General features: G+C 45.4%; 10 protein-coding genes. 5 read left to right on the top strand and 5 right to left on the bottom strand.

The genetic code is table 11. The features are described 5' to 3' along the window. Positions 1 to 300: 300 nt before the first annotated feature. A complete protein-coding gene (locus tag QUB26_RS25335) occupies positions 301 to 969 on the bottom strand; it encodes an ElyC/SanA/YdcF family protein (protein WP_333241225.1) in 669 nt (222 codons plus the stop codon). A 101-nt stretch (positions 970 to 1,070) separates the two neighbouring features. Between QUB26_RS25335 and QUB26_RS25330 the strand changes: the two genes are divergently transcribed. Together QUB26_RS25330 and QUB26_RS25325 are read left to right on the top strand one after the other, a co-directional pair. Continuing rightward, on the top strand, positions 1,071 to 1,742 hold the full coding sequence (locus QUB26_RS25330) for an aminotransferase class IV (RefSeq protein ID WP_333320233.1): 672 nt from the start codon (positions 1,071 to 1,073) through the stop codon (positions 1,740 to 1,742). A 104-nt stretch (positions 1,743 to 1,846) separates the two neighbouring features. Continuing rightward, positions 1,847 to 3,298: an anthranilate synthase component I gene (locus QUB26_RS25325; RefSeq protein ID WP_333320231.1), complete on the top strand. Its 1,452-nt coding sequence runs from the start codon at positions 1,847 to 1,849 to the stop codon at positions 3,296 to 3,298. A 613-nt stretch (positions 3,299 to 3,911) separates the two neighbouring features. Here the strand turns inward: QUB26_RS25325 and QUB26_RS25320 are convergent. Next, positions 3,912 to 5,072: a quinone-dependent dihydroorotate dehydrogenase gene (locus QUB26_RS25320; RefSeq protein ID WP_333320228.1), complete on the bottom strand. Its 1,161-nt coding sequence runs from the start codon at positions 5,070 to 5,072 to the stop codon at positions 3,912 to 3,914. A 230-nt stretch (positions 5,073 to 5,302) separates the two neighbouring features. Between QUB26_RS25320 and QUB26_RS25315 the strand changes: the two genes are divergently transcribed. Further along, positions 5,303 to 8,224, top strand: coding sequence for a GAF domain-containing protein (locus tag QUB26_RS25315; protein ID WP_333320226.1), 2,922 nt, complete (start codon positions 5,303 to 5,305; stop codon positions 8,222 to 8,224). A 233-nt stretch (positions 8,225 to 8,457) separates the two neighbouring features. Here the strand turns inward: QUB26_RS25315 and QUB26_RS25310 are convergent, their stop codons facing one another. After that, a complete protein-coding gene (locus tag QUB26_RS25310) occupies positions 8,458 to 8,931 on the bottom strand; it encodes an ABA4-like family protein (RefSeq protein ID WP_333320224.1) in 474 nt (157 codons plus the stop codon). A gap of 178 nt (positions 8,932 to 9,109) precedes the next feature. Here QUB26_RS25310 and QUB26_RS25305 point away from each other — a divergent pair, with 178 nt between their 5' ends. Beyond that, positions 9,110 to 10,120 carry a leucine-rich repeat domain-containing protein gene (locus tag QUB26_RS25305; RefSeq protein WP_333241211.1) on the top strand — a complete coding sequence of 337 codons (1,011 nt, stop codon included), beginning with the start codon at positions 9,110 to 9,112 and terminating at the stop codon, positions 10,118 to 10,120. Between the two features lie 251 nt (positions 10,121 to 10,371). Here QUB26_RS25305 and QUB26_RS25300 read toward each other — a convergent pair whose 3' ends face one another. Both QUB26_RS25300 and QUB26_RS25295 read right to left on the bottom strand, forming a co-directional pair. Beyond that, positions 10,372 to 10,503 carry a hypothetical protein gene (locus tag QUB26_RS25300; RefSeq protein WP_333241209.1) on the bottom strand — a complete coding sequence of 44 codons (132 nt, stop codon included), beginning with the start codon at positions 10,501 to 10,503 and terminating at the stop codon, positions 10,372 to 10,374. A gap of 166 nt (positions 10,504 to 10,669) precedes the next feature. Beyond that, complete coding sequence (locus QUB26_RS25295) at positions 10,670 to 12,169, bottom strand: NAD(P)/FAD-dependent oxidoreductase (protein WP_333320221.1); 1,500 nt, start codon at positions 12,167 to 12,169, stop codon at positions 10,670 to 10,672. Between the two features lie 207 nt (positions 12,170 to 12,376). Here QUB26_RS25295 and QUB26_RS25290 point away from each other — a divergent pair, with 207 nt between their 5' ends. Then, on the top strand, positions 12,377 to 14,068 hold the full coding sequence (locus QUB26_RS25290; RefSeq protein ID WP_333320219.1) for a hypothetical protein: 1,692 nt from the start codon (positions 12,377 to 12,379) through the stop codon (positions 14,066 to 14,068). Positions 14,069 to 14,162: the final 94 nt, after the last annotated feature.

Raw genomic sequence — 14,162 nt, 5'->3', positions numbered from 1 at the left:
CGTCCCGCCCGTCCAAAAAAGACGGGCGGGACGCCCATCCCACAATAACAATTAAAATTGTAAGTTATTTAATTCGCACTCCTTACCTGATGTCCGGTTAGTTGTAATAAAATTTGTTTTTAGTGAAGACTTTAGTTTTTGTTTTAAGGACTAAAGTCTTCAACATATAACTCATATCATGTCCGATCAATTAACCATAATATCCTGGTCTGGGCGGGTTTTGGAGATTGTCCTTTGTTGGCAGGTATTGTTGGCTCACGGGCCCCTACAAAAATCACGGTCGCTCGACTGGACATGATATCATAACTTTTCTTGAATTCCTTCAAACGGCCCCAAAAAAGTCGGTTCGGGACGGGTAACGCGCACTTCCCAAAGCGCTTTGATGACTGCCAAAAATTCGCGGAAAGTGTAGCGAATCATGCCCTTTTGGCGAAATTTGCCCCAATCCGGCGTTCCTAAGCCGATCGCCTTTATGCCCAACCGGCGGCAGGTATAAACAGCGCGGGCTAAGTGAAAGTTTTGGGTAACTAAAACAGCCTGCGTTATGCCAAAAATCTCTTTCGCCCGGTAGCAACTTTCATAGGTGCTAAATCCGGCATAATCGAGAACGATATTATTAATCGGTACGCCCTGGGCTTCGGCGTAGTCCTGCATTGCTTGGACTTCGTTGTAATCGACGGTGCTATTGTCTCCTGTCATCAAAAGTTTGTCCACTCGCCCCGCTTTGTACAAATCGACGGCTGCTTGCACTCGATCGGCTAACATGGGGCTTGGAGTGCCGTCTTCCCAAAGTCCGGCACCAAAAACTATAGCAATGGGTTCAGCAGGCACGTTAGCTATATCGCTGTGGCGGTAGTTGCGGGTAACAAATCGGACGTAGTAGTTGAGCGCTAGGGGTGTGAGCACTGAGGTTAATATTAACAGCCCGATGGCAAAGCGCCATTGAAATATAAAGGATTTAGGCAACATAAATTCAAGTTAACTTCCTATATAATTACACGAACAGGCCGCTTCGCGGGTCTAATAATTGTCTTGTTCCCGAATTTACATTATATTATATTGACAAAAATATGATTCAACACCAGCCAAACTTTGAATTGCTGGAATCACTTTTATGGGAACCCAAAAACGGCTATTTTTTGCTAGACAGACATCTTCAAAGATTACAGCGATCGGCTGATTATTTTAATTTTTCCCTATCGCTAACAGAAACAAGCAAAGCTTTACAAGCATTAAGTATGACTTGCGGGTCAGTCAAACACAAAATACGGTTAACAATATCTTGTGAGGGAAACATAACGTTACAAGCTCAGACACTAGATAGCGGTATCTTAAAAATCGGTGCATCTGTGGGAATTGCCCGCCAACCGATCGATTCTCAAAACCCATTTCTTTACCACAAGACAACTTACCGATTGCCTTATACAATGGCTTTGGAGTCGCAGCCCCAATATCAGGATGTCTTTCTGTGGAATCAAGATGGAGTTATCACCGAATCCACGATCGCCAATATCGCGATCGATACACCCGCAGGTCTAATCACACCTCCCCTCAAGTGCGGTTTATTACCGGGGACGTTTCGTTCTCAACTTTTAGAGGAGGGAAAAATCAGAGAAGAATTAATTACCTTAGATGATTTGCACAGAACCAAAACTATATTTCTCATTAACTCCGTTAGGGGTTGGATACGCCTCAAAAAAGAGGCAAGCGGAGATATTTGGAAAGTTGTAAATAATGGCTGAGATAACGCTTTAAATCGATTTTAGGAGGGTGCGAACTGTGCACTTTACTACAGAATTGACATTTTGCGTAAGTCCTGAAAGTGTTAACCCTAGTGCAATCTATAATGAAACAAATACAACCTTGGCATTGGCGAAAGCTTCCCCTAAATCAGCGCAGCGGATCGGAGATTTTTCAAACTTTATTTCTCGGTAAAACCGCCGAAAGTGCAGGCTCAATATCGGAGTGTTTCCCCCGCGATATGGCTGTTCTGCTAGAAAGTCCAGTTACATCTTCTACTAACTTGGCACGATATTCTATTTGTGCGGGTTCTCCCCGGATAATTGACGGTCAATCTCAGCTATGGACACCACCAGTCGGTGAAATTTTACCTTTTCTACGCGCTCTTTTGGACTCTCAAGAGCAAAATTTAGCAGTGAATGTACCGCCGGAAATTCCTTTTACTGGGGGTTGGTTGGGATGGCTAGGTTATGATTTAGCATGGGAAATCGAACACCTGCCCCAACTCAATACCGATCCGCTTCCTTTCCCGGTTAGCTGTTGGTACGAACCAGAATCTTTTGCAGTTTTAGACAGTCAAACGCAAATTCTCTGGTTGGCTGCGAGTCAACCTTCTCACCTCGATGTTATGCAGCATCAATTAGAGGAAACCAAGCCAGAAATAATCGAGAATAATTTACCGGAAAATTCTCAACAAAATTCGGCTACTCCTATTTTCCAATTATCTCAGAGTGAGTATAAAGAAATAGTGCGAAAAGCTCAGAAGTATATTCATGCGGGCGATATTTTTCAGGCTAATTTATCTTTGCGGTTTGAAGCCCGTACAGATTGCAGTAGTTGGTCAATTTACCGCGCTTTGCAACAGATCAATCCTTCGCCTTTTGCAAGTTATTGGCAAACTCCGTGGGGGGCGATAGTTAGTTGTTCGCCGGAAAGACTGGTTCAATTATTAGGGAAAAAAGTGGATACTAGACCGATCGCGGGAACGAGACCGCGAGGTTTAACCTCCATTCAAGATGAGCAGTTAGCACAGGAATTAATAGAGAATATCAAAGAAAGAGCCGAACATATTATGTTAGTTGACTTAGAACGCAACGATATCGGGAGGGTGTGTGAATGGGGTTCGGTAAAAGTTAACGAATTTCTGACGATTGAACGCTACAGTCATGTGATGCACCTCGTCAGTAATGTTATCGGTACATTAAGAGAAGATTGCGACGCGATCGACTTAATTCGAGGGGTATTTCCGGGCGGTACGATTACAGGTTGTCCGAAAGTGCGCTGTCTGGAAATTATCGAAGAATTGGAACCTGTGAAGCGCAATTTATTTTACGGTTCTTGCGGTTATTTGGACTGGCGCGGCAACCTGGATTTAAATATTTTAATTCGCACCCTTTTATATGCACCAAAAAGTGACGGTACGACAGGGGGAGTTGTTTGGGGACAAGTGGGTGCGGGGATTGTTGCTGATAGCGATCCAGAAAGGGAATGGCAGGAGTCGCTGCATAAAGCTCAAGCTCAAGTTAATGCTTTGAAATTAGCGGAAATATTTGATTAGATGCGTGTTATATCATGTCCGATCGATTAACCATAATATCCCGGTAGGGGCGGGTTTTTGAGATGGTCAATTATTGGCAGGTATTGTTGGTGAACCCGCCCCTACAAAAATTGCGGTCGCTCGACCGGACATGATATTATATCAATCGATTTGTTAAGATTATTGAAATTTTAGAGCGCTGATTTACTTTTGATCTAAAACTGATTAAAGTCGAGGGAAAAGAAAAGATTTATTGTAGTATTAATGTTAGGGAACTGTTGGTATAGTGTTGCCTGATAGTTTTTTTAGCGATCGCACTGTGAGTCATATCAATTCCGGCAGTCAGGCCGGAATGATATCAAATCCGCGCTTCTAAGTCGGGCTTAAAGTCGAATCAAGCTGCCAACAAATAATTCGCGCAATTTTCATTTTTTTACTCACAGTCACCAGTCAACAGTCAATAGTCATTAGTCATTAGTCATATCAAATCCGTTAGCATCAGAATTATTCATCTCTCTGTTCTCTTCCTCTGCGTTCTCTGCGTTCTCTGCGGTTTAATCATTCCAATGCAACCGGAATTGATATCATTAGTCATTAGTCATTAGTTAACAGTTAACAGTCAACAGTCCTATGTCTATTGATTGTCCGAACCTACTGCCTCAGAAATAGAACTAAATCCGCGTTTTTCTAACTTTTGCAACAAACCTTGGAGAATCCGACGCACCATCCAAGGCCCTTCGTAAACCCAACCGGTGTAAACTTGAATTAAACTGGCACCGGCGGCTATTTTTTCCCAAGCATCTTCGGCGGTGAAAATGCCGCCAACTCCAATTATGGGCAATTCGCCTTTTGTATATTGCCAGATAAATCGGATTACTTCTGTCGATCGCTCCCGCACAGGAAGCCCGCTAATTCCCCCGGCTTCTTCGGCGATTGGTTTGCCTGTTTCTGGCAATATTTGTGTTTTCAATCCGTCGCGGCGGATGGTGGTATTGGTGGCGATAATTCCTGCTAATTGGTAGGTTTTTGCTAAGTCGAGGATAGATACGAGATCCTCCGACTCCAAATCCGGCGCAATCTTGACTAAAATGGGCTTGATTCCCCGATTTTCTTGTTGCAACATTTCCAAAATTGTGGTAAGCCCAGCAGCATCTTGGAGCGATCGCAATCCAGGCGTATTCGGAGAGGAAACGTTGACTACAAAATAGTCGCCCCAATCTTTCAGCAGCTTAAAACTCTCGAAATAGTCGGCTGCTGCCTGCTCTAACGGTGTTACCTTAGATTTACCGAGATTGATGCCCAAGGGGAACGGAGACTGAGGCATGGGGCCCTGGGCATCGAGTGGGGACTTTTTCTGTGCTGCCTGAAACCGGGCTGCCATTGCCCCGGCTCCTTGATTGTTAAATCCCATGCGGTTGAGGGCTGCACTGTCCTCCGTCAAGCGAAACAAGCGAGGTTGGGGGTTTCCCGGCTGTGGTTGACAAGTGACAGTGCCAAGTTCGGCAAAGCCAAAGCCAAAATTTGCCCAAATATCGGCAGCTACGCCGTTTTTATCAAATCCGGCGGCCAAGCCGACAGGATTGTTAAAGCTCAGTCCCCACAAAGATTGTTCGAGGCGAGAATCTTGGACTCCCAAAGATTTCTGCAATCGAGAGAGCATTTGGCTGGTTGCTGGGTTTGACTGGGTTCTGGCTGCGAGTTCAAGAACTTGGAGAGTGCGGTTGTGCAGCCACTCGGCATCGGTTTTCAATACGGAAAACAACAGCGGGCGTACACTTGATTGATAAATATCCAATGATTTGTACTGGGGCAATTTACAAATTAGAAAGGAGAAGGAAAATAAAAATATTCACGAGCAGACAGTGAAGGTGAGGTTGTTACTTCAACTTCGATCGACTTTATCCAATGTTTGAGACTGAAGGATAAGTGAGACGATTATATTATAAGTTGACTCTTTGGCATTTTAATTTTTTGAATCTTTAAGTTAGTAATTTTAAATTAGACAAGGTGCGGGGAAGCTTGGAAATGGGGCAGCAGCAAAGACCAAAGGATTTAGACGAACAAATCGCGACCCTAGAGCGCGTTCTCCAGACTCTCCGAGAAGAGGAGAATGTGGAAGTGCTACTTTCGACCACACTCGGTTACTTGCAAGCGGAATTTGACTGGGGTTTGATTTGGATCGGGTTGTACGATCGACAGGCCCACAGATTGTTCGGGAAAGGCGGCATAACTCCTAACGGCGACCAGTCTTTTCTCAAACAGCGGTTTGCCCTCAGCCCAGGGGATTTGCTGGAACAAGTGGTGATTCAGCTCCGGCCGGTGGGAGTCCCGGATTTGCGATCGGAAAACCGAGCCGGAGAATGGCGCAAAGCAGCTCAAACTTTCAATATTCAAGGCACGACTCTGTTTCCGCTGCGCTACAAAGACCGCTGCTACGGCGTGATTTTGCTCGGAACTGAGGTATGGGGAGCGTCGCCCAAGTCGGGGGAAAAAACCCAGTTGGCGATCGTATTTGGAGCGCTGGCAACTGCTCTTTACCAAATAGAAAAAGACTGGCAGCGACAACAAGTTAAACACCCAGATGAGTCTCTTTTAGCGCTGATTTCGCAGTTGGGGGAATTGCGATCGCTCGACCAATACTTGCAAGCAGTTGTCGAACAAACTCATGAATTTATCGAGCCGACGCGCACCAATGTTTATTGGTTCGAGCGAGAGCGGCGCTATTTTTGGCGCCGAGTCAGCAACCGCGAAGTTGCTCCGGGTTTGAGCGGGCCGGGCCGAGCGGCTTCGGGCATCACCGTCCAAGACTTGGGCGAATTTTATCAGGCTTTGGGCAGGGAAGAAATGGTTTGGATCGGTGAATCTCAAAGTTCTCTGAAAACTGAGCTGACGGGGCGGTTGATGCAGCAAATCCGCGCTCGCTCTCTGTTGGCTGCGCCGATTGTTTCGGAAGGGGAATTGTTGGGATTTTTGGCAGTCGAAGCCGGCGAGCCCCGGATTTGGCAAGACAATGAAAAGCATTATCTGCGGGGAGTGGCGCAGTTAGTGGCTCTGACGGCTCCTGTGTCGGAGATGGAGGAGAAAATTCAGCAAATTGAGATCGATCGAGATTTAACTGCGGGAATAGCTCACGCCATCTACAGCGATGCTGACTGGGAGGCGACTTTGAAAAATACCGCCGAACAGTTGTGCGATCGGCTCAAATGCGAATACTTTTTGCTGCTGCTGTACGGCGAAGAACAAAATCGCTTTGAAATTGTCTGCCAAAATCTGCCCCGCAACCGCAGGGCAGTGCCGTCGCCGCTCAACGCCCTGGATGTGGCTGACGTGGGGCTGTTGCAAGCAAGTGCACCTCTAGCTATTGAAAATTGGGAGGAAGATGGGCGGTTGGGCGCTTGGCGGGATGTGTTGGGGGAAGCTGGGGTGCGATCGCTTTTGGCATCGAGCACTCGGGCGAAAAAGTCCGAGGGAGAAAACCCCAATCTCAAATCGAAAATCGCCAATCGCAAATCGATCGAGGGTTTGCTGGTTGTCGGGCACAGTGCAACTCGCACTTGGAGGCGATCGGAGCAAGAATTAGTTCGGCTAGTGGGCGAACAACTCGGATTGATCCTGCACTCGTGGCAGCAGAGTTCGGCAATCGACAAATATCAGCAATTTGAGCGATCGCTCAAATCGGGTTTGGCGGTTTTGCACCATTCTCCTGATGAGCAATCTGAGCAAGAGATATCTGCTGCTTCACCGCCGATGTTCCCAGAGTTGCCGCTACAAAAGCTCGATCGTAACTTTGCTCAACACGTTTCCCAGACAATTTCCTGTCCTTTAGTAGCCGTAATTACTTGGAATCCCGGTGATGAGGAAGGTTCGATCGTGGCGACGGTAGCTGCCAATCCCGTATTTGCCCTCAATCCCGAGGCGGAGATTCCTGTCAAAACAGATGCTTTGATCCAACAAACCCTGGCTGCTAACTGCGTGGTGCAACAGAGCACGAGCCAACTGCCACTGGCGACAAAGCGGTGGCTCCGCAGTCCGGGAATTGGCGAGATTATGACGGTAGCGCTGCGGACGGCCCCAGAACACGCTCCGGTGGGCATTGTGGTGGCTGCAGACGCTCCGGGCCGCCAGTGGTCGGAGTTGTCGGTGAGTTTACTCAGCTCGATGGCGTCTCAGTTGGCTTGGTGGCGCAGGTATTTGGCGGTGCAATCGGCCCAGGAGTCGCAGCGATTGGATCTGGAGTTGCTCAACTGGTACAAACAGCGCCGTTTTGAGGAGTTTTACCGCACGGTGGGAGCGGGGGTGAAGGAGTTGGGGGAGTTGAGTCAGTCGATTTTGCAGTCGGCGAAGGAGCAAAAGGATGCTCTGAAAATTTTGCGCTACCAACAGGTTTTGCGGCAAATTGGCAATGCTTTGGGGTCAACTCATTTGCTGCTAAAACAGGAACATTGGCGGCTGCAATTCGCACAAGATGCGGTGCCTGTGAGCGCTTGGCTGAGGCGATCGCTCGATCGAACGGCCCCCCAGGTCAAACAGGCGAAAGTCTTGCTGGAAGTGCACAGAGAAACTGCTGTGTCGATGCCTGCGGGTCAGACTTTGAGTGTTCGCGGGGACAGTATCAAGCTGGATTTGATTCTGTGCGAATTGCTGACGACGGCTTGCAGGCGCTCTGCTGTTGGCGCCAAGATTGAGATTCGCTCTGAGTTGTTGGGGGAAGATTTGTTAGAATTGTCTGTGATCGATAGCGGCGCGTGCGATCGACAGTTAATTGCTGCCTTCAACGGCGGTTCCGAACCCGATATATTAGCGGTTTCTAATTCCCATAGGTCGATCGTGCAAAATCTCTTAATTTGTCAGCGAGCGGTACGCTTAATGGGGGGAAACTTTTCTATAGAAATGTTAGAAAACAATTTAATTGTGGCTCGTTTAGTGTTGCCCCTAGCCACTTCTTAATCTGGTAAAATTTTGTAAAAGTTCCAAGCTGCGATCGAGGATTGTAGGGGCGGGTTTCACCAACAATAATTGCCTAAAACCCATAATTTCATAAACCCGCCCCCACCCAACAGTAAATCACCATCTACCTCTTTCCAAATACAAGGAGCGGGTTTAGCTACGCTCTATATTGTTACTGATATCTTGCGCCATACTTAGGAACGAACGGGCCACAGAGCCCGTTCCACAATACATCAATTTTCTTGGGGGTGGGCCCCAGAACCCGCCCCTGAAAGACTTTCAGAATTCGGGAAAAACCTTTGAGTAATCCAAGCAGTTACAATATGAGAAAGCAATCCCATCGGCCCAGCAAAAAAACACAAAGCCAAAGAGTGAACCGTCCAAACTCCTGTCCGCTGTCCTTCCAAATAAATCCAGCGCCCGACAAACAAATCCATCACTAAAAAATGTATCCATCCCGTAGCAGCCGCCGTTTCCTCCCCCAGAAACTTAGCAATATCTGCTAGCTTGGGATTGGACAAAGCAGCCGCATTTTCCGCCGTCAGACTGCTACCAAACAAATATATGTACAAAACGGCTAGCACTGCAAACGGAATAAAGGAATTCATCACTTTTCGGGTAATTCCCCAGTTTGGTAATAAAATCATAATTGCCCAGAAAGGCACAACGAACAGATTACCGGCATTAAAAATTAGTTCTGGTGTCATAGTTGGCTCTTGGCTCCTGCGAATACAATGCAATTAAGGATGTTAAGATTACTTTACACAATTTTTGCTAAAATTTCTCAAAACCCGAAAAAAATCTCATTCACAAATGAAATAGAATTGCTATACTTATCTAAAATTTCAAATCTCGCATCTAAAATCGATTAAGGCAGCACAGCCCATGACAAATTATAATAAGTTTCCCGATTGGTGCAAGCAAAAAGAAAATATCTCGCCCGACGCCAAACATACCGTAGACATACTGTTGCAAATATCAGACACCGCCGAGTGCGATCGAGCTAACGAACTGCTTTCTAATACAAAAGAACTTAACCTCAAAAATCTTCAAATTACCGATATCAGCCCCCTCTCATCTTTCACTCAACTTACTAATCTCATCCTAGGCAGTAATCAAATATCTGACCTCGATACCCTGCAATCTTTAACTAACCTGAAAACTCTGGTTATAGATGTCAATCAAATATCAGATATCAGTTCGCTTTCATCTCTAATAAATCTGACTATACTCGTTCTCGATACCAATCAAATCTCAGACATCAGTCCCCTAGCAGGTCTAACTAATCTTACCGCACTTGTCTTGTTTGACAACAAAATTTCCGACATCACTCCGGTGAAAAATTTAACTAACTTAAATGCGCTGATTCTCTACAACAATCAAATTTCCGATCTCGCTCCTCTGGCAAATTTAACTGAACTCCAGACACTCTACCTTTACAATAATAAAATATCAGATATCACGCCGCTGGCTTCCTTGAAAAATCTGACTACGCTGTTTCTGTTCGGAAATGAAATATCTGACATTACTCCGTTGAAATCTTTAACTAATTTAAATAAATTGGTTTTATTCCAAAATCAAATATCAGATATTAGTCCTTTGACATCGCTGACTAATTTAATTGAACTCAACCTCGGTAACAATCAAATATCAGACATCAGTCCGCTGAAATCGTTAACTAATTTGACTGAACTTTATTTGTTCAACAATCCGATTTCGGATAGCAGCGCGCTACAAGCTTTAAATAATTTATTTTTACTAGACTTGTACAACAATCAAATCTCTGATATCAGTTCCCTGCAATCTTTGCAAAAGTTGACTACGCTGGACTTGCGCGGCAATCCCATTGTTAATAAAATTTGCCCTGTCAATCCTGAATCTATCTGTCGGTTTTAATTAATTATTAAGACCGAGGCAAGATGGCAGTTTATAGAGTATAATGTTTAACGTCAATATCAGGAGAAAGTGATGAGCGGACACGATGCTTTGATGTTAGGATTGCTGCTGTTGCCAGGTTTGGCTTTGTCGATCGCAATTATGGGCGCTTTTGCCGCTGGTGGATAATCAGTTTTGGCAGCAGGCAGATTTTGTAAAAAGTAGTTTTTTCCTCGTTTTCCTCGTTCCCAGGAAGAGCCTGGGAACGCATTTCACTCTTGCTCAGCCTCCTGTTTTTTTGCCAGCGAGGCAGAGCCTCTGGATCTCGGTTCCCAGCCAGAGGCAGGGAACCAGTTAATCCGTTGCCGAACTTCCTTCTTCCTGACATCCGTTACATCTGACATCTTGCACCATTCTCAAGAACAGGCTTTTCGGCCTGTTCCACAAGAGATAAATTTTTTTGTGGAACAGGCCGAAAAGCCTGTTCATAAAAGGTTTATTGACAATGGTGCAAGATGTGAGTTACATCCGTTACATCCCGTACATTGCTCGTTGCCGAACTTCCTTCGCTTACAAAAATTGTGCTGTCACATCGGAATTTACCAAAGTATTCGCGCACAAAATACCCGATGCTGCGACAGCGGGGACGCCAATTCCGGGCATGGTGCTGTCTCCCACGCGATACAAGCCTTTGACTGGTGTTTGCGGGCCGGGAAATGTGCCTTTTCCGGCGGCAATTGCAGGCCCGTAAGTTCCTTGATATCGGCGCAAAAATCGGGCGTGGGTTAGCGGTGTGCCGATCGACTCTACGACTATTCGCGATCGCAAATCCGGTATAATTTTTTCTAAAGCTTGAAACAGAGATTGCGATCGCTCTTGCTTTTTCTGCTGATACAATTCGCCATATTCCCAACCTTCGTAAGGTTCCAATGTATAAGCGTGAACGGCGTGATGTCCGGGCGGCGCGAGATTTTCATCCCACACTGTAGGAATCGAAATCATGCAAGTATTTCCGGGTACTGTAATGTCAATCTTGCTGTCGTGAACGACGACGTGGTGGCCGGTCAAACCTTCGAGTCCTTCGGCTTTAATTCCTAAATGCAGGTGCATGAAACTGTCTACTGCGGGCATCGACAAAGCGTTTTTTCGGTAGCTTTCCGGCAAATCTTCAGGGCGCAGTAACTTTGTATAAGTATCCCAGACGGTGGCATTTGAAATAACAATTGGGGCGCGGATAATTTCGCCATTTTTCAAGCGAACGCCGCTGGTTTTGCCGGATTCAACTAATATTTGCTCGACAGGAGTTCCCAGGCGCAACTTTCCTCCCCAGCGCTGCAAGCCTCTGACTAAAGCATCGACGATCGCACCGCTGCCACCTACAGGATATTCGATCGCACATCGCGATCGTTCGCCAATCATAAAAGCTATTTCCGGCGCGACAGTTCCGTGCGCTTTCAAACCCGACAGCAAAAAGCACTCCAAATCGATCAAACGCCGCACCCAAGGGTCACGCACGTCCCGATCCATCAAGGAACCTGCTGAACCCGCGATCGCACCTACTAGCGGCAACAGCTTCAGCAAAGCAGGCGAGTACCGAGACAGCAAAACAGGTATCAACTGCCAGTCGGATCTCAGTGCTAAAGCCGGAATTCCACGCAAAGCTTCATACAAAACTAATAAGTTTTCTTGAAATTGCTGTAATTCTACAGCACCTTGCGGTGCGAATTTAGCTACAGCATCTAAGTAACTTCTCGCATTAGCATAAATTGGTAAACTTCCCTCTGGAAAATGGTAATGCCCCAGCGGATCGTAAGAAATTGCTGCGATCGATTCCTCCAAAACATCAAAAACTTGCCGCAAAGGATTGAACGAGCGGGGGTCAGTCAAACCGCAATAAAAAGAAGGCCCCGAATCAAAGTGAAATCCCCGGCGCGAAAAGCTGTGAGCTGCCCCGCCCGCTATGATGTGGCTCTCGCAGACGAGCACCTGCTTCCCGTAGCGAGCTAGCATCGAGCCTGCGACTAAGCCCCCAATACCACTCCCAATTACGATCGCATCAAAGTCTTGCATTTATCAAATGTGGTATAATTGTATTATTTCTTGCTAAGTGTTGACCCGCCCAAAAACGGGTACCGTGCCACCTACGCTCCTGAGTGGAGATACTAAAATTTTAGACTCAAGTTCTGGTTCCCAGATTCACGGCGCTGCAAGTAAATCTCAAATCTAAAATCTCAAATCTAAAATCGACTGACAGGGTATTTTTATGGGAGGAAAACTATGAAAGCTTTATCTATTTTAGATGAAGTTGTTCGCGAATTAGAACAAGACGTGAATCTCTCGCGCATTAAAAAAATAATATTTTTTGCTTGTAAAGAGTTCTGGGAAAACGACCCTGCCCAACTCGCCAGCGCCGATGTAAGGATTTTAATCGAAGAACTGTGCGCCAAATACAGCCGGTTAGAAGATATTGAAGCAGTTTTAAATAGTATAGTCTCTAAGGTTAATAAAAAAAACGAGTATGCTTTAGTAGCAGACCTCATAGTCTGTCAACTTAGCAGGCTGTATGAATTTGAAGACTTCACCAAATTAGAAGTAAACATATCTAGTTTTGGCGGTCAGGAAGCTCCCGCATTTGAAGAACACTTTAGTTCGGAAGTACCCAGCAGCGAAGAAAGGGCAAGAAACCCCGGCACTTTATTTGATGTGCGACAAAAAATTTTGCAGCAAACAAATCCGCTGAGGGCGAAAATCCTCATTTTTTCTACTCTTTATCACCAGTTTACTTTTAGCGATCGCGACTGGCTACTTCTGAAAACTCAAGAACTTGACAATCTACTGCGACAACTGTTTAATGTCTGTACCACCCTAGCCGAACTGGAATCTCAGTTGTACAGAACTGCTAGCAATCTCGACAACAGAGATGAAAACGACCAAGCAGCGAGCGTAATCATCAAAGCGATGAATCCTTGTTACGCAAAAATGCAACAGGAAGAACCCCATGAAGCCGAATCTTCGGCTAGTGAAGATTACGATCAGACACATTTAAACAACAGTGTTTATGAAGAGATCGAGCTGGTGGACAAACGCAGCGATTATTTTGATCCAGGCGAGATTACTCACATCCTTCAAGCTGCTCCACCTCACTATCATTATGACCCTCAAAAGAGTTACTTAGTGCCGGACACGGCAGAAAATCTACCGTTTCAAGAACCAGAAACCAGCAATAATTATCCTACTGAGTTCAGACAGGAAATGGTAGAAACATTCCCAGTTGCAGAAATGCCGACTATTATCGAAATTTTAGAACCTGCTGCTCCTGTTATTATAAATATTAGCGATTCCATCAAACGCAAGTTGGGATTGGAAGAAGAAATGACAGAATTAGTCAGTCAAAGTGCTAACTCCGCCACAGCGCAAATAGAAAATATATTCACCCAGTTAGAATCAGCCTTAAATGGAAAGTTTTCAACCGGAAGTGCAGAGGATCGTTTGTACTGGAAATATAAAAATCTCAGAGAGTATGTAGGCAAAGTTCAGAAGTTTACCGATAAATTGCTGGAAATTTTGATTGAATTGGAGTCAAAAGAAAGCGGAAAAAATCTTTCTAAAATCCCAGAAAATATGGCAGACAATATTTCCGAAATCCCGCCGGAAAACTCTAGCCCTAAAGCAAATCAGTATCAGCTTCTGGAAATGGCAAAACAAGGCAAACCAAAGGCGATCGCCCAATTGATTAATCAATTGCTACAGCCTAAAGGAATTGCTGCTACAGTAGGATTTAAAGACGGTTGGCTCCATGTGATTCTGGAGTCTGCTGAAGTACCAAACCAACAGACTACAGCTACATACATTCACAAAAAACTGTGTACTTTAAAATCAAAATATCTTACTCATGTGAAAATTCACGGGCGACAGTTAGGCAGCAAAACAGTTTTTTGGACTCAAGAATTTGTCAATCAAAATCATTAAATATCCCGACTTAAGTCAGGGGCTACAAAAACTAATTCCGCCTGCGCGAACAGAAGAATTTTAACAAGTCTAGAAATAGCAGATTGTACCTAAT

Source organism: Microcoleus sp. B4-C1, assembly GCF_036705285.1.
Lineage (GTDB): Bacteria > Cyanobacteriota > Cyanobacteriia > Cyanobacteriales > Microcoleaceae > Microcoleus.
Note: the sequence above shows the minus strand (reverse complement) of the source record. Positions and strands in the feature narration are given on the sequence as shown.

Coding starts and splice junctions, on each gene's coding strand:
- QUB26_RS25335 (WP_333241225.1), bottom strand. CDS start 969: ATGTTGCCTAAATCCTTTATATTTCAATGGCGCTTTGCCATCGGGCTG.
- QUB26_RS25330 (WP_333320233.1), top strand. CDS start 1,071: ATGATTCAACACCAGCCAAACTTTGAATTGCTGGAATCACTTTTATGG.
- QUB26_RS25325 (WP_333320231.1), top strand. CDS start 1,847: ATGAAACAAATACAACCTTGGCATTGGCGAAAGCTTCCCCTAAATCAG.
- QUB26_RS25315 (WP_333320226.1), top strand. CDS start 5,303: ATGGGGCAGCAGCAAAGACCAAAGGATTTAGACGAACAAATCGCGACC.
- QUB26_RS25310 (WP_333320224.1), bottom strand. CDS start 8,931: ATGACACCAGAACTAATTTTTAATGCCGGTAATCTGTTCGTTGTGCCT.
- QUB26_RS25305 (WP_333241211.1), top strand. CDS start 9,110: ATGACAAATTATAATAAGTTTCCCGATTGGTGCAAGCAAAAAGAAAAT.
- QUB26_RS25300 (WP_333241209.1), bottom strand. CDS start 10,503: ATGTCAGATGTAACGGATGTCAGGAAGAAGGAAGTTCGGCAACGGATT.
- QUB26_RS25295 (WP_333320221.1), bottom strand. CDS start 12,169: ATGCAAGACTTTGATGCGATCGTAATTGGGAGTGGTATTGGGGGCTTA.
- QUB26_RS25290 (WP_333320219.1), top strand. CDS start 12,377: ATGAAAGCTTTATCTATTTTAGATGAAGTTGTTCGCGAATTAGAACAA.